The 19985-nt window shown below is 64.6% G+C and carries 15 protein-coding genes; 3 read left to right on the top strand and 12 right to left on the bottom strand.

Features of this window, described 5'->3' with window-relative positions:
• Positions 1-63: 63 nt before the first annotated feature.
• The 3 genes from ptsG to ACODSD_RS14785 form a co-directional block, all read right to left on the bottom strand.
• Complete coding sequence (ptsG, locus tag ACODSD_RS14795) at positions 64-1827, bottom strand: PTS glucose transporter subunit IIBC (protein WP_253314537.1); 1764 nt, start codon at positions 1825-1827, stop codon at positions 64-66.
• Between the two features lie 88 nt (positions 1828-1915).
• Complete coding sequence (gene ptsP, locus ACODSD_RS14790) at positions 1916-4435, bottom strand: phosphoenolpyruvate--protein phosphotransferase (RefSeq protein WP_488877689.1); 2520 nt, start codon at positions 4433-4435, stop codon at positions 1916-1918.
• Positions 4436-4903: 468 nt separating this feature from the next.
• A complete protein-coding gene (locus ACODSD_RS14785) occupies positions 4904-5290 on the bottom strand; it encodes a DoxX family protein (protein WP_019103721.1) in 387 nt (128 codons plus the stop codon).
• A 103-nt stretch (positions 5291-5393) separates the two neighbouring features.
• Between ACODSD_RS14785 and ACODSD_RS14780 the strand changes: the two genes are divergently transcribed.
• Positions 5394-6278 (top strand): LysR family transcriptional regulator, encoded by an 885-nt coding sequence (locus ACODSD_RS14780; RefSeq protein ID WP_253314536.1) that lies wholly within the window; start codon positions 5394-5396, stop codon positions 6276-6278.
• Between the two features lie 29 nt (positions 6279-6307).
• On the opposite strand, the gene ACODSD_RS14775 is transcribed toward ACODSD_RS14780, so the two are convergent.
• From ACODSD_RS14775 to flhB, 7 genes are all read right to left on the bottom strand, one after another.
• Complete coding sequence (locus ACODSD_RS14775) at positions 6308-7525, bottom strand: cytotoxic necrotizing factor Rho-activating domain-containing protein (protein ID WP_227104724.1); 1218 nt, start codon at positions 7523-7525, stop codon at positions 6308-6310.
• A gap of 375 nt (positions 7526-7900) precedes the next feature.
• A complete protein-coding gene (locus ACODSD_RS14770) occupies positions 7901-8650 on the bottom strand; it encodes a flagellar motor protein (protein ID WP_081545394.1) in 750 nt (249 codons plus the stop codon).
• 46 nt (positions 8651-8696) lie between these two features.
• The gene (locus ACODSD_RS14765) at positions 8697-9443 is read right to left on the bottom strand and encodes an RNA polymerase sigma factor FliA (RefSeq protein WP_081545393.1); all 747 of its coding nucleotides are present in this window, start codon (positions 9441-9443) and stop codon (positions 8697-8699) included.
• Positions 9440-10309: a MinD/ParA family ATP-binding protein gene (locus ACODSD_RS14760; RefSeq protein WP_107800372.1), complete on the bottom strand. Its 870-nt coding sequence runs from the start codon at positions 10307-10309 to the stop codon at positions 9440-9442. Before ACODSD_RS14760 ends, ACODSD_RS14765 begins: the two co-directional genes overlap by 4 nt.
• A gap of 5 nt (positions 10310-10314) precedes the next feature.
• Positions 10315-11799: a flagellar biosynthesis GTPase FlhF gene (flhF, locus tag ACODSD_RS14755; protein ID WP_488877688.1), complete on the bottom strand. Its 1485-nt coding sequence runs from the start codon at positions 11797-11799 to the stop codon at positions 10315-10317.
• A 6-nt stretch (positions 11800-11805) separates the two neighbouring features.
• Positions 11806-13887, bottom strand: coding sequence for a flagellar biosynthesis protein FlhA (gene flhA / locus ACODSD_RS14750; RefSeq protein ID WP_107801935.1), 2082 nt, complete (start codon positions 13885-13887; stop codon positions 11806-11808).
• A 48-nt stretch (positions 13888-13935) separates the two neighbouring features.
• Positions 13936-15093 (bottom strand): flagellar biosynthesis protein FlhB, encoded by a 1158-nt coding sequence (gene flhB / locus ACODSD_RS14745; protein ID WP_107800370.1) that lies wholly within the window; start codon positions 15091-15093, stop codon positions 13936-13938.
• Between the two features lie 128 nt (positions 15094-15221).
• Between flhB and ACODSD_RS14740 the strand changes: the two genes are divergently transcribed.
• On the top strand, positions 15222-16016 hold the full coding sequence (locus ACODSD_RS14740; RefSeq protein ID WP_107800369.1) for a thymidylate synthase: 795 nt from the start codon (positions 15222-15224) through the stop codon (positions 16014-16016).
• On the top strand, positions 16013-16510 hold the full coding sequence (locus ACODSD_RS14735) for a dihydrofolate reductase (protein ID WP_253314531.1): 498 nt from the start codon (positions 16013-16015) through the stop codon (positions 16508-16510). The genes ACODSD_RS14740 and ACODSD_RS14735 overlap by 4 nt, the downstream gene beginning before the upstream one ends.
• Before the next feature lie 168 nt (positions 16511-16678).
• Here the strand turns inward: ACODSD_RS14735 and ACODSD_RS14730 are convergent, their stop codons facing one another.
• Entirely contained in the window at positions 16679-17311 is a 633-nt protein-coding gene (locus ACODSD_RS14730) for a LysE family translocator (RefSeq protein ID WP_235087031.1), read from the bottom strand.
• A 316-nt stretch (positions 17312-17627) separates the two neighbouring features.
• Entirely contained in the window at positions 17628-19865 is a 2238-nt protein-coding gene (locus tag ACODSD_RS14725) for an NADP-dependent isocitrate dehydrogenase (RefSeq protein WP_227104716.1), read from the bottom strand.
• Positions 19866-19985: the final 120 nt, after the last annotated feature.

Here is a 19985-nt window from a genome sequence, read left to right as displayed (position 1 = left end):
GCCAATAAAAAACGCCAGCGCTTGCGCTGGCGTTTTTACGTGGTGCGGATCGTTTCGGTTCGCTCAGCCTTGAAGCGCTTGAGCCAGGCCGGCGGCTTGATCGCCGACGATCAAATGCCAGACGCCGGGCGCCACTTCCAGCATCGCCGCCACGCCGGCCGCTCGGGCCGCGTCCTGATTGAGCAGCGAGCCCTGCTTCAGCTCCACGCGCAAGCGGGTATGGGCGATGGCTTCCACCTTGGCCAGATTGGCCGCGCCGCCCAGCGCCTGGCGCAGCGCCGCGGCCTGGCCTTGATCCGCTGCGGGCGTCGGCGTCGCCGCTTGCGCCGCCGGAGCCGGCGCGCTGGCCGGGGCGTCGATTTCGGCGTCCGCGCCCGCGCCGCGCAGATAGATTTCCATATCGGTTTTCAGGTTTTCCGACTGCGGGCCGAAGATGGCCTGGATGCCGTTGCCCACCACCACCACGCCTGACGCGCCCATGCTCTTGAGCTTGGCTTGGTTGACCTTGGCCGGCTCCCGCACCGCGATGCGCAGGCGGGTGATGCAGGCGTCCAGGCTGCTGATGTTGCTGCGGCCGCCAAAGGCCAGAACCAGTTCGCGCGCGCGCGCGTCTTCGCTGACCGCCGCGCCGGCGTCGGCGCTCTCGTCCTCGCGACCCGGGGTTTTCAGGTTGAACTTGGCGATGACGAAGCGGAACACCCCGTAGTAGATGGCCGCGTAGATCGGGCCGAGGATGAACACGTACCAGGCGTGCTTGGCCTTGTCGCCGATCAGGTTGAACATCAGGAAATCGATGCCGCCCTGGGAGAAGGTGAAGCCCATGTGCATGTCCAGGGTGTTGGCGATGAACTGCGCCGACGCCGCCAGGCAGGCGTGGAGGAGGTAGAGCACCGGCGCCACGAACAGGAAGGAGAATTCGATGGGCTCGGTGATGCCGGTCAAAAAGGAGGTCAGCGCGGCGGAAATCATGATGCCGCCCACCTTGACGCGGTTCTCCGGCTTGGCCGAATGCCAGATGGCGATGGCCGCGGCCGGCAGGCCGAACATTTTGAACAGGAAGGCGCCGGACAGGATGCCCGCGGTCGGATCGCCGGCGAAGAAGCGGTTGATGTCGCCGTGTATCATCTTGCCGCTGATCGCGTCCGGGAAGGCGCCGATTTCAAAGAAGAAGGGCACGTTCCAGATATGGTGCAGGCCGAAGGGCAGCAGCAGCCGTTCTACGAGGCCGTAGACGGTGGCGGCGGTGCGCGGATCGCTGACCGCGGCCCACTGCGAGAAGCTCTTGATGCCGTTGCCTATCGGCGGCCAGATGAAGGACAGCGCCACGCCCAGCGCGATGGCGCTGATGGCGGTGATGATGGGCACAAAGCGCTTGCCGGCGAAGAAGCCCAGGTATTCGGGCAGCTTGATCCGGTAGAAGCGGTTGAACATATAGGCCGCCAGGCCGCCGGCGAGAATGCCGCCGAACACGCCGGTCTGGATGGACGGCAGGCCCATGATGGTGTCGGGCTTGACCCCCATCAGGCCGGCCATCACCCCCAGGGTGACGGTGGTGACCAGGTGGCCGATCACGGCGGCGATCGCCGCCACGCCGTCGTTTTCGGTAAAGCCCAGCGCCACGCCGACGGCGAAGATCAGCGGCAGATTGCCGAAGATCACGTCGCCGGAGTTCTTCATCAGCGACAGGATGGCCAGCGCGATGGTGTTCTGGGTGTGGAAATCGGTGGCGCCTATGCCCAGCAGCAGGCCGGCCACCGGCAGCACGGCCACCGGCAGCATCAGCGCTTTGCCGATCTTTTGCAGAAATGCGAATGATTGACTAAACATGGTGGTTCATTCCTTGCTCAACAGCGTAGGAAATAGCGGGCGGCGCACTCGCCGCCCTACATCGCTCCGGATGGCCGGAGAGTCTCGTTTATCGGGCTTGCGCGTTCAGGTGTTCGCGGACTTCGCTCGCCGTGGACAGGGCCAGCGCTTGTTGCGCCAGAACCTCGCACTCCGCCGCGCTCCAGCGCGACAGCGTGGCCTTGACCGCGGCCAGCGCCGGCGTGCTGACCGACAGCTCGCTGACCCCCATGCCCACCAGCAGCGGCGCGGCGCGCTCGTCGGAGGCGAGGCCGCCGCAGATGCCCACCCACTTGCCGTGGGCGCGGGCGCCGTTACAAGTCATTGCGATCATCGCCAGCACCGCCGGATGCAGCGCGTCGGCCTGCTTGGCCAGTTGCGGGTGGCCGCGGTCCATCGCCAGCACGTACTGGGTCAGGTCGTTGGTGCCGATGGAGAAGAAGTCCACTTCCGGCGCGAAGCGCGCGGCCATGACGGCGGCGGACGGCACTTCCACCATGATGCCCACCTTGACGTCATGCTGGCCGCTGGCGGCCTGCTCTTCGGCCAGCACGGCCTTGGCGGCGCGCAGTTCGTCCAGCGAGGCCACCATGGGGAACATGATGTGCAAGCGGGTCAGCGGCGCGGCTTGCAGGATGGCGCGCAACTGGGTGCGCAGCAGGTCCGGGCGCTCCAGGCTGACGCGGATGCCGCGCAGGCCGAGGAAGGGGTTGTCCTCCTTGGGCAGCGGCAGGTAGGACAGCGGCTTGTCGCCGCCCACGTCCAGGGTGCGCACCACCAGCGGGCGCTCCTTGCCCAGCGCGCGGGCCACCGCGCAGTATTCCTCCGCCTGTTCCTGCTCGCTGGGCGGGGTGTCGCGGTTGTCGAACAGAAACTCCGAACGCAGCAGGCCCACGCCCTCGGCGCCCTTGGCCACCGCTTCGCGCGCGTCGGCGGCGTTGCGGATATTGACCACCACTTCGATGCGGACGCCGTCGCTGGTGCGGGCTTCCCGCTGCGACATCGCCGCCTCGGCGGCGCGGCGCTCCGCGATCTGCGCGATCTCCGCCTCGGCGGTGGCCAGCTGTTCGGCGTTCGGCGCGATGCGCAGCGTGCCGCGGCCGCCGTCGATGATGACTTGTTCGCTATCGGGCAGGGCCAGCGCGGCCTGGGAGATGCCGCAGATCGCCGGGATGCCCAGAGAACGCGCCAGGATGGCCACATGGCTGGTGGCGCCGCCGGTGCGGGTACAGAAGCCCAGCACCTTGTTGGGGTCCAGCGCGGCGGTGTCGGACGGGGTCAGGTCTTCCGCGATCAGGATGGAGCCGGCAGGCACGTCCAGGCTGGCCTGCTTGACGCCGGCCAGCAGCGCCAGCACGCGGCGGCCCACGTCGCGGATGTCGTTGGCGCGTTCGCGCAGCAGCGCGTTGTCTTGCGCTTCCAGCCGCGCGGAGTAGGAACTGAAGGCGGCGCGCCAGGACCAGGCGGCGGATTTGCCGTCGGCCAGGCCGGCGTAGGTCTGCGCCAGCAGGTCCGGGTCTTGCAGCAGTTCCTGGTGCATGGACAGGATGGCCTGCTTGGCCTTGTCGGTCAGCTGGCTCTTGACCGCGTCGATCTGCTGAGCGGCTTCTTCGGTGGCGCGGGCGAAGTGTTGCTGTTCCAGGCTGGCGCCCTGGCCGAATTCCGGCACGTCGAATTCCTGCAGCCGGTGATGATAGACGCGGCCGATGGCCAGGCCGGGAGAGGCGCCGACGCCGACCAGCAGCTCGGCGCTTTCCTGTTGTTGGGCGACGGCGGCGATGGGCGCGGGCGCGGCCGGCGCTTCGTCTTCGGCTTCGCCGCAGCGGTCCAGCAGCAGCTGGGTCAGCTCGGCCAGCGCCTGTTCGGCGTCCGCGCCGACGGCTTCGATGCGCACCTTGTCGCCGTTGCGGGTGGACAGGCCCATCACGCCGACCACGGATTTGGCGTTGGCGGACTGCTCGTCCAGCAGCAGGTGGATGTCGGCCTGGAAGCTTTTCGCCTTGCTGGCGAAGACCGCGGCCGGCCGGGCGTGCAGGCCGGCGGGGTTGGTGATTTCTATTTCCGGGGACAGCAGCTTGGCGCCGCCGGCCGCGGGCGCGGCGGCGGCGGCCGCGCCGGCCAGCTCCAACTCCAGCACCGCGGTCTTGCCGGCTTCGGCCAAGCCGCTGGCGCGGTGCATGGCGCTGACGGTTTCGTCGCCGTTGGTGATGATGATCTGGGTCAGCAGGCTCTGCGCGTTGCGCGCCACCATGTCCAGATTGAAGTCGATCAGCGCCTGGCCGGCGCTGACGCGTTGTCCTTGTTCCACCAGCGGCTGGAAGCCCTGGCCTTTGAGCATCACGGTGTCGATGCCGATGTGCACCATCACTTCCACGCCTTCGGGCGAGGTGATGGTGAGCGCGTGGTGCGCGGAATGGAGATTGCTGACGACGCCGGACACCGGCGCGAGCAGACTGCAGGAGGTGGGGTCCAGCGAGATGCCGTCTCCCACCATCTTGCCGGCGAACACCGGATCCGGGACGGTGTCCAGGGCGACCAGCCACCCGGAGAGGGGGGCGAGGATCTTCAGTCTTGGCAAGGGTGTGCTCATATGTAACTCCTCAGATCGGGAATTTATCAGTTGTTTTATTACGAGCGTCGGCCTGCTTCTTCATGAGCGGTTCCGCGTGGCGTGCCGGATAGGGTACACCGTACGGAAAGGCCTGTCTTGATTCGATGGCGCTGCGGCATCCATCGCGCGGCAACAGTACAGACGCTTACTGTCCAGCTGGCGATATGATGCCAATATTGTAGTTTAACTACATCGAAATAACGGTGCAGCTTGATGGCAATCAAGAAATTGCGCAAGTAGGAATTCACGTATTTGCACTAGTTCGCGCGGAGACGATGGCGGAGGGACGAGGCGGGCTGCGACGGGGATGGGTTTGGCGTGGAAATGCGAGCGTCTTGGCGGCGGGGCCCGCGGCCGGGCGGCTGTTGCATTTTTGTTATGCGCGAAATGAAAAACGGCGGCCTCTCGAGAGGGCCGCCGTCTTGGAGGCGGTCAGGCGCCGTTGTTTCAGGCCTGGCGCTTGTTGTCGCCGAGGAAGAACAGGGCCAGCGATCCGGCGATCAGGAAGGCCGGGTATTCCCAGCCGCCGCCTTCGTTGGCGAACATCCAGCCGTGGGCGCCGTGCACCAGCACGATGGTGCCGAGCAGCAGCGGGGTCAGCGCCAGCGCCACCCAGCGGGCGAAGAAGCCGGACAGCAGCAGCAGGCCGCCGCCGACTTCGGCCAGGATGGCCAGGTAGCCGACGAAGCCGGGCAGGCCCAGGCTGGCGAAGTAGCCGGCGGTGCCGGCCGGTGTGAACACCAGCAGCTTGAGCAGGCCGTGGGACAGATACATCAGGCCCAGCGACAGGCGCAGGATCAGGGTGCCGAGGGCGGGGTTCTGGAAGCGGTTCATGGTGGGTTCCAATCAAGTTTGCGATGGAGTGCATTTGACCATGTAGAGAAAACTCAATAAATCCGCTATTAATAAAAATATTGTTTACCAATAGGAAATGATCATGGACCGCTTTTCGGAAATCCGCGCCTTCGTCTGCGTGGCGGAGCTGGGCAGTTTCGCCGCCGCCGCCGAGCGGCTGGAGCTGTCGCGGGCGATGGTGACCAAGCTGGTGTCCAGTCTGGAAGGGCGTCTGGGCGTGCGGCTCATGCATCGCACCACGCGGCGTTTGTCGCTGACCGAGGCGGGCGAGACCTATCTGGGGCAGGCCGGCGGCCTGCTGGCCGAGCTTGACGATCTGGACGCGCGTTTATCGCACGGCGCCAGCAGTCCGGTGGGGCGTTTGCGAGTGTCGGCGCCGGTGTCCTTCGGCATGCGTTATCTGGGGCGCGCGGTGGCGGGCTTTCATCTGCAGTACCCGCAGATCGAAGTGGAGCTGAACTTGAACGATAGGCGGGTGGACTTGGTGGAGGAGGGCTTCGATCTGGGGCTGCGGGTGTCGAATCTGTCCGACTCTTCCCTGGTGGCGCGCCGGTTGGCGCGGATACGGGATCTGGTCGTCGCCGCGCCCAGCTATCTGCAACGCTGCGGCACGCCGGCGACGCCGGCGGATCTGGCCGAGCATCAGTGTCTGCTGTACGCGCTGACCGCGCAGCCCAATCTATGGGATTTCACCGCGCCGGACGGCAGCAGCGGCCGGGTCAAGGTCAAGGGCATGCTGCGCGCCAACAACGGCGACATCCTGACGGACGCCGCCGTCCACGGCATGGGGGTGATCCTGCAGCCGCGTTTTCTGGTGGAACAGGGCCTGGCGGACGGCACGTTGGTGCCGCTGTTCAGCGATTACGACTGGCACTGCCTGGACTTGTCGGCGGTGTACCCGGCGCGGCGGCACGTGCCGGGCAAGGTCCGGGCTTTCGTCGATTACCTACAGCAGTTTTTCCAGTAGCGGCGGCGCGTAGCTGATTGGCCGTGGGCTCAAAGCCGACTCATGTCGACCGCGTAAATTTCGGCGTCCTGTGAATGAACGCCGCAGTTGTGATTGATCCGCATGCTGTCGCCCAGGAACTCAAGGCTCAGGCTGTCGCCGGTCTTCTTGAGCAGCGCCAACGCGTTGCCGACGCTGGCCAGCTCTTGCCCCAGCGGCGTCTTGTTGTAGTCAAAGTGGTGGACATGGCCGCTGTCCGCTAGATCCGGCGTTTCCCCCTTGCCGCTGTAGACCATCATCGCGTGATCGAAGTGATCGCGAAGAAAGGCGGCCAGTTCGCGGTTATTGCCGACCGGACGGTCTGGCGGAGCTTGGTCGCCGCATAGCCGTCTATGGGCGTCCACAATGGAGCGCGCGCCGTCGGTCGCCGTCTCCCATTCTCCGTCGCCGTTTTTCACGGTGCCGGCGTGATAGGCGTAAAGCATTCCTGCTTTCAGCGCGTAGACCATGGTGCAGCCGGAGAGCGCGCCGGAGTTGAACAGGCAGCAATCGCCGTCCCGTAGCGCGCCGGTGTCGAACTTCACCCCCACCGTGCCTTGCAGGCCGTTGCCGATTTCGATCAGCCGCAGCGTGTCGCCGAACTGGAATTTATTGTAATAGTTGCCGATCGGCGTGCCGGGAATCAGCTCCTTGGCTTTGGCCTGGCCGCCGTGAGAGTACTGGATGAAGTCGGAGGAGACGGCGTCGCCGCCTTTTTTATCGCCCTCCCGGTCGTGGCGGACGCAGTCGACGACGCCGGCCGGAGCGGAGGCCTGGGCGCCGCCTTCGACGGAAAGCACGCCCTTGCCGATCAGCGGAGCGACGCTGCCGGACAACACTTGCGATTTATCCCGCTCGAACAAGAGCTTTTCTTGAGGCGAGGAGGTGGTGACGGTTTTGTTTTGTCTGACGTCCTGCCTGAAGTTCGCCGTGGGATCGCCGTATTTGGCGTGGTCGTGCACGACGCGGCTTTGGCTGATCAAGGCCTTTTTGGCGTGGTAAAGATTGGCTTGCGCGTTTGGGTCCTGGCAGAGCTGCCGGACGAAGGCCTTGGCGCGTTTGGTCTGATCCGGGTGCAGCAGGCTGTGCAGCCGGCTGTTGTACACCACCAGGGCGCCGCTTTTGCTCAGGCCGAATCTCAGGTCTTGGGCTTTGCCTTGCTTGGCCGCCGGCTGTTGAAGCAATTGTTCGTAGATTGTTTTGATGGATATCGGACTCGATATTTTCATCTGCTGTTCCAGGCGGAATAGGGGATGGAGAAGGGCTTTCCCTCGCTGTGGCGCTGGGCCGGCGCGCGGGCGCTGCTTTGGTTTCGGGCCAGGGGTCTGGCCGCGCCGACCATTGCAGCGAAAAAGGCGGGGCCTGTCTTTCAAAAAACGACGACGGGGAGGGGGAGTGTGGAGAGGAGGAAGGCGGCCGCTTAGAGCCTGTTCAAAGTCTCGCGAGCAAGGGCGAGACAAGGCGAAAACGAGCGAAAAAGCGGAATGTGCACGTGGCACATGAGCATTTTGAGCTTGTTTTCAACGCTGTATCGCTGAAGCGCAGCAGACATTGAACAGGGTCTTAGGCCGCTGGCGGGAAAGCGCGCGCCGGGCGCGCGCTTTTTACTCGTGCATCGCCAGGAAGCCCTTGAGACGGCTTTCGATGATGCGCGGGTTTTCGCCGTTGGCGATGGAGACCAGGCCTTCCACCACCAGCTCTTTCAAGGCGACTTCCGAGGCGATCAGGTGTTTGAGCTTGTTGGCAATGGGCAGGAACAACAGGTTGGCGGAGCCGACGCCGTAGACGGTGGCGACGAAGGCGACGGCGATGCCTGCGCCCAGCTTGGATGGGTCGGACAGGTTTTCCATCACGTGGATCAGGCCCAGCACCGCGCCCAGAATGCCCATGGTCGGCGCGTAGCCGCCGGCGGATTCCCAGATGCGCGCCGCCTGTTTGCGCGCGTGTTCGAACATGGAGATCTCCACGTCCATCACCGAGCGCAGGGTGTCAGGCTCCGCGCCGTCCACCAGCATTTGCAGCGCTTTCTTGATGAAGGGGTCTTTTTGCAGATTGATGTAGCCTTCCAGCGCCAGCAGGCCGCCCTTGCGCGCGGTCTGGCTCCAGTTGATGACTTCGCGGATCATCTTGTCGTGATCCAGCACCGGCGGCTGGAAGATCCATTTGAGCATGCGCACGCCGGCGGCGAATTGCTTGGGCGTGCTTTGCAGCATCACCGCGCTGACGGTGCCGCCGATGACGATCATGAAGGCGGTCAGCTGCATCAGGGAGCCGATGTTGCCGCCCTCCAGCGCCTGCCCCGCGATAATGGCGGTCAGGCCCATCAGAATGGCTACAATGCTTATCTTGTCCACGCGAAGTTCCGGTTTTTAATGTTATGCCGCGTCAGGGCGCGGAGGGTCAGAGCCAGTCCTTGATGCGCGCGCGCAGCCGGGCGATGGCCTGGCTGTGCAGTTGGCTGACTCGGGATTCGGAGACGCCGAGCACCGCGCCGATTTCCTTCAAGTTCAATTCCTGCTCGTAATACAGGGACATCACCAACTGGTCGCGCTCCGGCAGCAGCTTGATGCCGTCTATCAGCGCCTGGCGGAAGCCGCCGTCGGCCAGCGCGGCGAACGGGTCCGGCGAGTCGTCGTCGGCGACATTGGCCACCGCGTCGGGCAGCGCGTCGCCGTCGTCGTTGGAAAAATCCTCGAAATGCAGCAAGGTCATGCCGCGGCAATCGCCCAGCATGTCCTGATACTGTTCCAGCTCCAGCCCCATTTGCGCGGCGATTTCCGATTCCAGCGGCGAGCGGCCCAGCTGGTGTTCCAGCTGGCGGACCGCGTCTTCGATCTGGCGCGAGTGGCGGCGCGCCTGGCGCGGCATCCAGTCTTCGCGGCGCAGTTCGTCCAGCATGGCGCCGCGCACCCGCTGGCTGGCGAAGGTTTCGAACATCACGCCCTGGGCCGGGTCGAATTGGCGCGCGGCTTCGATCAGGCCGATGACGCCGACCTGGATCAGGTCGTCGATGTCGACCGAGGCCGGCAGCCGGGCGATCATCATGCCGGCCAGCTTCTTGACCAGCGGCGCGTAGGCCTCCACGTCGATCTCGGCGGGAGGCGAGGCGGCGGCGTAGCCGGTTCGGCGTAAGGACGGCAAGCTCATAGCGGTTTGACTCCATCCGCCTCGGCCCAGTCGCGCGAGGCGGCAATCAACAAATCCATGAATCCGGTGCCGCTGCGCGGCGTTTCCTGGGTGTCCCACTGCGGCAGCACCGCGGCCAGCTGCGAGAAGGCCATCGCGGCCTCGCTGTCCGGAAACGCCTCCATCAACGGCCGGCGCAGCGTCTGGCTGCGACGCACCGCGTTGTCCATCGGCACAAAGCCCACCCAGCGCAGCGACACCGACAGGAATTCGCCGGTGGCGGCGGACAGCCGGGTGAACAATTCGCGCGCTTCCTCCAGATGGCGCGCGCGGTTGATCAGCACATTGAAGCGCTGGCGGCCGTAGCTGCCGGACAACCTCTTGATATTAGCGTAGGCCGTTGTCAGCGACTCCGCCGCCGGCGTGAGCACTAATACCAAATTGTCGGCCACGCTGGCCGGCACCGGGTCGTGGGCGGGGCTGGGGGCGTCCACCAGCAGCACCGAGGCGTCGCGCTCCAGCGCGGCGAATTCGCTGCCCAGCCTCAGCCATAGCTGGGCGGAGAACAGCGCGCGCTCTTCCGGGCGCGCGTAGAGATTGATCAACTGAATGCCCTGGCGCGAACTCATCATCATCTCGTCCAGGCCGCCCAGGGTCAGCACCTGGCTTTCCAGCGTGGCGGTGGTGGGCACGCCCAGACGGCGCGCCTGCACCTGGCCCAGCGTGCAGTCCACCAGCAAGGGCCGCTGGCCGGCGTAGGCCAGGCCCAGCGCCAGTTCGGTGGCCAGGGTGCTGGCGCCGGCGCTGGCGGAGCCGATGAAGGCGAAACTGGGCGCGCGCGCGGACCGGGCGCTGAGCAGGCGGAGGCTGGCGGCTTGATCCTGCATCGCGCTTACAACCATCCGGCCTGGGCCGCGTTCATGATGGGCAGTTCGTCGGCCTGAAGGGTGAAGGGGGAATGCTGTTGCTGCGAACGCATCGCGCGGTCCACCAGGAAGCCGGCGTGGGCGGCGTGCAGGTCTTCCGGCACGCGCTGGCCGTTGGTGATGTAGAACAGGCGCAGCCGGTTGCGGATGATCACGTCCAGGCTGGGGCCCATCGCCACCGATTCGTCTATCTTGGACAGCACGCAGCCGGTGAGGCCGTCGCCGCGATAGCGGCGCACCACGTCTTCCAGCGTCTGGCCGTCGGCGTTGGAGGCCAGCAGCAGCAGCCTTTCTATCGGCCGGCCGGCGGTGCGGAACATTTCGATCTGCGCCAGCACGCGGGCGTCGCGCTGGCCCATGCCCACGGTGTCGATGAAGACGATGTGGCGGTTGGACAGATCGGCCAGCGTCAGCTGCAGATCGCCCTCGTTCTGGATGGAGAACACCGGGATGCCGAGAATCTTGCCGTAGATGCGCAACTGGTCCTGGGCGCCGATCCGGTAGCTGTCGGTGGTGATCAGCGCCACGTGCTGGGCGCCGAAGCGCATGGTGGCGCGCGCCGCCAGCTTGGCGACGGTGGTGGTCTTGCCGACGCCGGTGGGGCCCACCAGCGCGTAGATGCCGCCGCGGTCCATGATTTCCTTGTCGGCGTCCGCGCATTTCAGATTGTGCATCAGCGCCGAGCGCGCCCATTTGACCGCGACATCGGCCTCGTACTGGGCCGGCATCTTTTCGATCAGCTGGCGGATCAGGTGGGCGGAAAAGCCCATGGCCAGCAGGTGTTTGAACAGTTCCAGGCGATTGGGCGCCTTGCCCTCCATATCGGACCAGGCGAAGCTGGCCAGCTGGCTTTGCAGCAGGCTGCGCAGCAGCTTGATCTCGTCGCCGATCTGCTTCAGCTCCTGCGCCATCACTTCCGGCTCCTCGCCGTTGTTGGCGACTTGAGGCGCGGCGGGGCGGGGCGGCGGCGCGGTTTGCGCAGGCGGCTGCACGCGCGGGGCGGCGGGCTGGGGCGCGGCTTGCGCGTACTGTGGCGGATAGGACGGCTGGGCCGGCCGCGGCGCGGCCTGGGGCTCCGGCGCGAAGGCCGGCTCGATGCGTTGACGCGGCGCTTGCGCTTCGATGCGCGGCGGCGGCGGGCTGTCCAGCGGCTCCACCGGCATGGCGTAAGTGCGGGCGATGGCGCGGTTGACCGCGGCGCCGGCCGGGGTGGGCAGCGGCGACGGCGCGCGGTTGACCACCGGCGGCGCGTTGCGCGGCGGATGCTTGCTGGAGGAAGTGGCCAGATTGGTGGCGAGGTTGGCGACGTCGGCGTCGGCCACCGCCATGATTTCCACCCCGCCGCCCATGGTGGGGCGGTTGGACAGAATCAGGGCGTCCGCGCCCAGTTCTTCTCGAACTTGTCTGAGCGCGTCACGCGTGGTTTTGCCGAAAAACTTTTTCACCACCATGTTCGATTAGCCCTTGCTTCCCCCAATTACAGCAATTATACGAATTGATTTATTGTCCGGTATCTCATTATGAGAAATAACACGCAGCTGCGGCAGCGCGCGGCGCAGGAAGCGCGCCAGCAAAGGCCGCAGTCCCGGCGCGGTCAAGAGTACCGGATTGTACCCTTGAATTTCCACTTGTTCGGTTTCCTGGGCGGCGCTGGCCAGCAGATTTTCCGCCAGGCCCGGTTCCAGGCCGCCGCCGGTCTTGGATTGCACCGCCTGCATCAGCACATTTTCCAATGTCGGCTCCAGGGTCATCAAGGGTAATTCTTGCTCGCCGGGGAATAATTGCTGGACGATGACGCGGGATAGCGCGGTGCGCACGATATTGGTCAGTTCGTCGATGTCCTGGGTGGTGGCCACGTGATCGGCCAGCGTTTCCAGTATGGTGCGGAAATCGCGGATGTGGATGCCTTCGGTCAGCAGCTGTTGCAGCACTTTTTGCAGCGTGCCTATCGGCACCACCTTGGGCACCAGGTCTTCGATCAGCTTGGGCGATTCCTTGGCCTGATGATCGATCAGCGCCTGCACTTCCTCGCGGCCCAGCAATTCCGCCGCGTGGGTCTGCAGCAGATTGGAAATATGGGTGGCCACCACGGTGCTGGCGTCCACCACGGTATAGCCCAGGCTCTGCGCCTCTTCGCGCTTGCCGGCGTCTATCCAGATCGCCGGCAGGCCGAAGGCCGGATCGGTGGTGGGGGTGCCGGCCAGCTCGCCGTTGACCCGGCCCGGATTGATGGCCAGATATTGGCCGATGAAGGCTTCGCCTAGGCCCAGCTCCACGCCCTTGAGCAGGATGCGGTAGGCGTTGGGCTTGATTTCCAGGTTGTCGCGGATATGGACCGGTGGCACCAGAAAGCCCAGCTCCTGGGCGATCTTCTTGCGGATGCCGCGGATGCGGCGCAGCAGTTCGCCGTCCTGGCTGCGGTCCACCAGCGGAATCAGCCGGTAGCCCACTTCCATGCCCAACTGGTCCACGTGCTGGACATCGTTCCAGCTGACTTCGGTCGTGGTGTGTTCCGGCGGCGGCGCGGCCTGTTGCTGCTGCTCCGCCTGCTGCGCCTCGGCCTTCTGGCGCTTCTCCATCATGCGGCCCAGCAGGCCCAGGCTGCCGGCGATCAGCAGGAAGGAGAAGTGCGGCATATTGGGGATCAGGCCGACCATGCCGATCACCGCGGCGGTGATGTAGAGCACTTGCGGCTTGGTGAACATCTGGCCGAGGAATTGCTCGGACATGTCCTTGTCGGTGCCCACGCGGGACACCACGATGCCGGCGGCGGTGGAGATGATCAGCGCCGGAATCTGCGCCACCAGGCCGTCGCCGATTGTCAGCAGGGTATAGGTCTTGGCGGCGACGCCGGCGTCCAGATCGTGCTGGACCATGCCCACGATCAAGCCGCCGACGATGTTGATGATGATGATCAGGATGCCGGCCATGGCGTCGCCGCGCACGAACTTGGAGGCACCGTCCATCGCGCCGAAGAAGTTGGCTTCCTCGGCGATGGTGACGCGGCGCAGCCGGGCTTCGTCCTCGCCGATCAGGCCGGCGTTGAGGTCGGCGTCGATGGCCATCTGCTTGCCGGGCATCGCGTCCAGGGTGAAGCGGGCGCTCACTTCGGCGATGCGGCCGGCGCCCTTGGTGATCACCACGAAGTTGATGATGGTGATGATGACGAAGACCACGATGCCGATGGCGACGTTGTCGCCGATCAGGAAGTGGGCGAAGGATTCGATCACCTTGCCGGCGGCGTCCGGGCCGGAGTGGCCCTCCAGCAGGATCACCCGGCTGGAGGCGACGTTCAGCGACAGCCGCAGCAAGGTGGTGACCAGCAGCACGGTGGGGAAGGCGGAAAAGTCCAGCGGCTTGCGCACATTGATCCCCACCAGCAGCACGATCACCGAAACGGCGATGTTGAAGGTGAAGAAGATGTCCAGCAGCACCGGCGGCAGCGGCAGCACCATCATCGCCAGAATCAGGATGATGAGCACGGGGCCGGCCAGCTGGGTGACTTTGAAGCGCTTCAGTATGTCTAGTATGGAGTCCATGCTGGATTTATGGCTCAAGCCGGTCGAATCGGTTCGTCGACCTTATCATTATGGTGGCGTCGCATCTTGCTGGCGTTTGCTTTGCGGGTCAAGCTCGGCGGGCACGTCCAGCTGGTCCGGGAACACCGGCGCCAGGCCGCCGTTGTCCTGATAGCTCTTGAGCTGGAACACATAGGCCAGCACCTGGGCGGCGGCGGAATAGAGCTTGGCCGGAATGTCCTCTCCCATTTCGGCGTGGAAGTACAGCGCGCGGGCGAAGCTGGGCGAGCGCATCACGATGACGTGGTGGTCCTTGCCGGTGTCGATGATTTTTTCCGCCAGCTTCAAAGACCCCTTGGCCACCACTTGCGGCGCGCGCATGCCGTCGTCGTACTTGATCGCCACCGCGTAGTGGGTAGGGTTGGTGACGATGACGTTGGCGCTGGGAATCTCCTGCATCATGCGCTTGCGCGCGGCTTCGCGCTGCATCTGACGGATGCGGCCCTTGACCTCGGGCGAGCCCTCGGCCTCTTTGTATTCCTGCTTGACCTCTTCCTTGGTCATGCGCAGCTTCTTGTGATAGCTCCACAGCTGGAAGGGCACGTCTATCGCCACCAGCAGAATCATCGCCGAAGTCACCACGAAGAAGGTGGTGATGATCATATCGGTCATCTTGGCGATGCCGGTGGGTAGCGGCATGGAGATCAGGCCGATGATTTCCGCGCGCTCGCGCCAGATGAACCAGGTGGCGATGCCGCCGATCAGCACGCTCTTGAGAATGGCCTTCAGCGCTTCGGTGGCGGCGTTGACCGAGAATATCCGTTTGATGCCGGGCAAGGGGTTGAGCTTGCTGAACTTGGGCTCGACCGCCTTGAAAGTGAGGTTCCAGCCGCCCACCAGCATGGGCACGAACAGCGCCACCAGCGCCAGGCCGGCCAGGAGCGGCGCCAGGCTCCACAGCGCGTTGAAAATGGTTTCCTTGAAGCGGGTCAGCGCCGGCTCCACATTGTGCACCGTGGTCTGGTCGAAGGTGAGCAGCATGCGCATGGTCTGCGCCAGATTGGTGGCGATGTGGCCGCCCTGGGCCATCAGCAGCGCCACGCCGGCCATGGTGATGGCGAAGGTGGTCAGCTCGCGCGAGCGCGGGATATTGCCGTCTTCTCGGGCGAGGCCCAGCCGTTTCGCGGTCGCGGGTTCGGTGCGTTCTAGATCGGAATCTTCAGCCATGTCCGGTGTTTCATGCTTCTGTCTTGATTTTAAAGAGAATGGTAGCCGAAGCGGCGAGGCCGGGCCAGCTTTTCCGAGCCGGCTTCAAGTCGGGTACAATGGCCGGTATCAAAGATGGAATGAACACAATGCGACAGTATCTCGACCTGATGCGCCATGTGCTGGAACATGGCCACGACAAGTCCGACCGCACCGGCACCGGCACCCGTTCGGTATTCGGCCACCAGATGCGTTTCGACCTGCAACAGGGTTTTCCGCTGATCACCACCAAGAAGTGCCATCTGCGTTCCATCATCCATGAATTGCTGTGGTTCCTGTCCGGCGAGACCAATATCCGCTATCTGAAGGAAAACGGCGTGTCGATCTGGGACGAGTGGGCCGATGAAAACGGCGATCTGGGGCCGGTCTACGGCTACCAGTGGCGCAGCTGGCCGGCGCCGGACGGCCGCCACATCGATCAGATCGCCAATGTGGTGGCGATGATCAAGAACAACCCGGATTCGCGCCGCCTGATCGTGTCGGCCTGGAACCCGGCGCTGGTGGACGAGATGGCGCTGCCGCCCTGCCACAGCCTGTTCCAGTTCTACGTGGCCGACGGCAAGCTATCCTGCCAGCTTTATCAGCGCTCCGCCGACATCTTCCTGGGCGTGCCCTTCAATATCGCCAGCTACGCCTTGCTGACCATGATGGTGGCGCAGGTGTGCGGACTGCAGCCGGGCGATTTCGTCCACACGCTGGGCGACGCGCATCTGTACAGCAACCATCTGGAGCAGACCGAGCTGCAGCTGTCGCGCGAACCGCGCGCTTTGCCGACGATGAAGATCAATCCGCAGGTCAAGGACATCTTCGGCTTCAAGTTCGAGGATTTCGAACTGGAAGGCTACGATCCACATCCGCACATCAAAGCGGCGGTGGCGGTATGACGGCGGCCGGGAAGCCGCGCTTGACCCTGGTGGCGGCGATGGCGGCCAAGCGGGTGATTGGCATAGACAACCGCCTGCCCTGGCATTTGCCGGAGGATCTCAAGCACTTCAAGGCGGTGACGCTGGGCAAACCGGTGATCATGGGCCGCAAGACCTGGGACTCGATAGGCCGGCCGCTGCCGGGCCGCCGCAACATCGTGGTGACGCGCCAGACGGATTGGCGCGCCGACGGCGCGGAGGCCGCGCATTCGCTGGAGCAGGCTTTGGTCCTGGCCGGCGCGGTGGAGGAGGTGTGCCTGATCGGCGGCGCCGAATTGTACCGCCAGGCGATCGCCGGCGCGGATTGCCTGCGTCTGACCGAGATCGACGGCGATTACCCGGGCGACGCCCATTTCCCCGAGGTGTCAGCCGAACTCTGGCGCGAGGACAGCCGCGAGGCGCATGTCAGCGCCGCCGGGCTGGCTTACGCCTTCGTCGATTATCTGCGGCGCTGAGATCGCGTCCTGAAGCGGTTTCGCCTCGCCTTGTCCTTGCGCAGGCGACTGCGAACCGGTTTCGAGCCAAAAACCCGCCTTGAGCGGGTTTTTTGATGAAGGCGGTTGCGGGTTCCGGATGAGGTTTGCCGCCTTGCCGCGTTTTCCGTTCAAGGGGCCAGGGGGCGGTCAGTCGAGCTCGTTGCGACGATACAGGCTCAGCGCGACGCCCAGTCCCGCCAACATGCCGGCGCAAGCCCGGTTCAGCCAGCGCATGGTCCGGCCGGATAGGAGGCGCATCGAGTGATAGCCGCCCAGGGCGTAGACGCTCATCAAGGCGATGTCGATGACTGCGGTCAGCAACGCGAGGCTAAGGTATTGAGCCACGATGTCGTCTTGGGGACGGATGAATTGAGGTAGGAAGGCGGAGAAGAACAGCAGCCCTTTGGGATTGGAAAGAGCGACCAGTAGCGAGCGGACAAAGGCGGCCCGGCCGGTTGGAGGCCTTACGGCGCTCGCGTCCGCCTGAATAGGGCGGACGGGCGCTCGCCATAGCGCCGCGGCCAAATAAAGCAGATAGGCTGCGCCGATCCACTTCACCAGCGTGAACAACTGTTCGGAGGCCAGCAGAAGCGCGCCGAGCCCACAGGCGACCGCGCCGATCAAGATCAGGTCCGACAAGGCCGCGCCGGCGATACCGCAGGCCGCGACCCGTTTGCCGCCATAGGCGCCATTGTTCAGTGCGAGCAACATGGTGGGGCCGGGCGTGGCGGTGACGGCGGACACCGAGACCACGTAGAGAGCAAGTGTTGCTGAGTCCATTCATGACTCCTTAATGACTCGGCTCGTGAAGGAGCGAAATAGGATCAAAACCTGTTTTTCCACTTCTCGGGGGCCGAAAGATGAGGCGTGCAGCAGGCCTAGCGTGAGAAGGGGCACGGACTACTGTAGCCGTTTGTTGGATGCGGGGCATGCTTCGGCGGTCTCGCTTCGGTCTTCGAGCCATGCCCGTTTCGGCGAATGGGCTTGCAAGGCGTGGACGCAGGACAGCAGGTGGAGGATTGACGCAAAAAAAACGCCAAGACGAGAGTCTTGGCGTTTTGTCCGGCGGAGGTTTTCCGCCATGGCTGCGCAGCGCTTAGCCGAGCACGGCGGCCAGTGCGGCGTTGAAGCTGGCGCTAGGGCGCATCACCGCGCCGCACTTGGCGGCATCGGGGTGGTAGTAGCCGCCGATGTCGGCCGCTTTGCCTTGCACCGCCTTCAGTTCGGCCAGGATCTTCTGCTCGCTGTCGGCCAGGCTCTTGGCCAGCGGCGCGAAGCGGGCTTGCAGCTCCTTATCGTCGGACTGGGCGGCCAGCGCCTGAGCCCAGTACATGGACAGGTAGAACTGGCTGCCGCGGTTGTCCAATTCGCCGGTGCGGCGCGACGGGGACTTGTCCTCGTCCAGCAGCTTGCCGGTGGCGAGGTCCAGCGTCTTGGCCAGGATCTTGGCCTTGTCGTTGCCGGTCTTGATGCCCAGTTCTTCCAGCGACACCGCCAGCGCCAGGAACTCGCCCAGGCTGTCCCAACGCAGATGGTTTTCTTCCAGCAGCTGTTGCACGTGCTTGGGCGCGGAGCCGCCGGCGCCGGTCTCGTACATGCCGCCGCCGGCCATCAGCGGCACGATGGACAGCATCTTGGCCGAGGTGCCCAGTTCCATGATGGGGAACAGATCGGTCAGGTAGTCGCGCAGAATGTTGCCGGTCACCGAGATGGTGTCCAGGCCGCGGGCCACGCGTTCCAGGGTGTAACGCATCGCGCGCACCTGGGACATGATGTGGATTTCCAAGCCGCTGGTGTCGTAATCCTTCAGGTAGGCGTGCACCTTCTTGATCAGCTCGTTCTCATGCGGGCGGTACGGGTCCAGCCAGAACACCGCCGGCATGCCGGAGTTGCGGGCGCGGGTGACGGCCAGCTTGACCCAGTCGCGGATCGGCGCGTCCTTCACCTGGCACATGCGCCAGATATCGCCTTGCTCGACGTTCTGCGACAGCAGCACCTCGCCGGTGGCGAGGTCGACGATGTTGGCGACGCCGTCTTCCTGGATTTCATAGGTCTTGTCATGGGAGCCGTATTCCTCGGCCTTCTGCGCCATCAGACCGACGTTGGGCACGGTGCCCATGGTCTTGGGATCGAAGTTGCCGTGCCATTTGCAGAAGTTGATCATCTCCTGGTAAATGCGGGCGAAGGTGGATTCCGGCATCACGGCCTTGGCGTCGTAAGGCTTGCCGTCGGCGCCCCACATCTTGCCGCCGGCGCGGATCATCGCCGGCATTGAGGCGTCCACGATCACGTCGTTGGGCGAGTGGAAGTTGGTGATGCCCTTGGCCGAATCCACCATGGCCAGACGCGGGCGGTGCTCCTGGCAGGCGTGCAGATCGCGGATGATTTCTTCGCGCTTGGAGGCCGGCAGGGTTTCGATCTTCTCGTACAGGGTGGCCATGCCGTTGTTGACGTTGACGCCCAGTTCCTCGAACAGCTTGCCGTGCTTCTCGAAGGCTTCCTTGTAGTAGATCTTGACGCAGTGGCCGAACACGATGGGGTGGGAGACCTTCATCATGGTGGCTTTGACGTGCAGGGAGAACAGGATGCCGGATTCGCGGCAGTCTTCCATTTCACGCTCGTAGAAGTCGCACAGCGCCTTCTTGCTCATGAACATGGAGTCGATGATCTCTCCGGCCTGCAGCGCGACCTTGGGCTTGAGCACGATGGTCTGGCCGTTCTTGGTGGTCAGCTCCATCTTCACGTCGCGCGCCTTGTCCAGCGTGATCGACTTTTCGCCGTGGTAGAAGTCGCCATGGTGCATGTGGGAGACGTGGGTCTGCGACCATTGCTTCCATTCGCCCATCGAGTGCGGGTGCTTCTTAGCGTAGTTCTTCACCGCCAGCGGCGCGCGGCGGTCGGAGTTGCCCTCGCGCAGCACCGGGTTCACCGCCGAGCCCAGACACTTGGCGTAGCGGTCCTTGATCGCCTTGTCGGCGTCCGAGGCCGGGTTTTCCGGATAGTCCGGCAGCGGGTAGCCCTTGGCCTGCAGTTCCTTGACGCAGGCGATCAGCTGAGCCACCGAGGCGCTGATATTGGGCAGCTTGATGATGTTGGTGTCGGGCTGCTGGGTCAGCTTGCCCAGCTCGGCCAGGGTGTTCGGCACTTTCTGTTCGTCGGCCAGATAGTCGGGGAATTCGGCCAGGACGCGCGCCGCCAGCGAAATGTCCGCGGTGGCGATTTCAATGCCGGCGGAGCCGGCGAAGGCTTGCACGACCGGCAGGAAGGCGCTGGTCGCCAGAGCCGGCGCTTCGTCGGTCAGGGTGTAGATGATTTTGGGCTGTTCCGATGGCATTACTCTATCTCCTTTATCTTGTGACGACAGAACGATTGCGCAGGGCGCTGCCGGCGCATTGAAAGACCTTGGAAAGGCGGATGCCGGGCCCAGGCGACGCGGCCTGAACGCGGTCCGGAG

This window comes from Chromobacterium sp. FG22, from assembly GCF_057809415.1.
Note: the sequence above shows the minus strand (reverse complement) of the source record. Positions and strands in the feature narration are given on the sequence as shown.

Bases quoted from the DNA above. Each gene is read 5' to 3' on its own strand.
- ptsG (WP_253314537.1), bottom strand. From the start codon at position 1,827: ATGTTTAGTCAATCATTCGCATTTCTGCAAAAGATCGGCAAAGCGCTG.
- ptsP (WP_488877689.1), bottom strand. From the start codon at position 4,435: ATGAGCACACCCTTGCCAAGACTGAAGATCCTCGCCCCCCTCTCCGGG.
- ACODSD_RS14785 (WP_019103721.1), bottom strand. From the start codon at position 5,290: ATGAACCGCTTCCAGAACCCCGCCCTCGGCACCCTGATCCTGCGCCTG.
- ACODSD_RS14780 (WP_253314536.1), top strand. From the start codon at position 5,394: ATGGACCGCTTTTCGGAAATCCGCGCCTTCGTCTGCGTGGCGGAGCTG.
- ACODSD_RS14775 (WP_227104724.1), bottom strand. From the start codon at position 7,525: ATGAAAATATCGAGTCCGATATCCATCAAAACAATCTACGAACAATTG.
- ACODSD_RS14765 (WP_081545393.1), bottom strand. From the start codon at position 9,443: ATGAGCTTGCCGTCCTTACGCCGAACCGGCTACGCCGCCGCCTCGCCT.
- ACODSD_RS14760 (WP_107800372.1), bottom strand. From the start codon at position 10,309: ATGCAGGATCAAGCCGCCAGCCTCCGCCTGCTCAGCGCCCGGTCCGCG.
- flhF (WP_488877688.1), bottom strand. From the start codon at position 11,799: ATGGTGGTGAAAAAGTTTTTCGGCAAAACCACGCGTGACGCGCTCAGA.
- flhA (WP_107801935.1), bottom strand. From the start codon at position 13,887: ATGGACTCCATACTAGACATACTGAAGCGCTTCAAAGTCACCCAGCTG.
- flhB (WP_107800370.1), bottom strand. From the start codon at position 15,093: ATGGCTGAAGATTCCGATCTAGAACGCACCGAACCCGCGACCGCGAAA.
- ACODSD_RS14740 (WP_107800369.1), top strand. From the start codon at position 15,222: ATGCGACAGTATCTCGACCTGATGCGCCATGTGCTGGAACATGGCCAC.
- ACODSD_RS14735 (WP_253314531.1), top strand. From the start codon at position 16,013: ATGACGGCGGCCGGGAAGCCGCGCTTGACCCTGGTGGCGGCGATGGCG.
- ACODSD_RS14730 (WP_235087031.1), bottom strand. From the start codon at position 17,311: ATGGACTCAGCAACACTTGCTCTCTACGTGGTCTCGGTGTCCGCCGTC.
- ACODSD_RS14725 (WP_227104716.1), bottom strand. From the start codon at position 19,865: ATGCCATCGGAACAGCCCAAAATCATCTACACCCTGACCGACGAAGCG.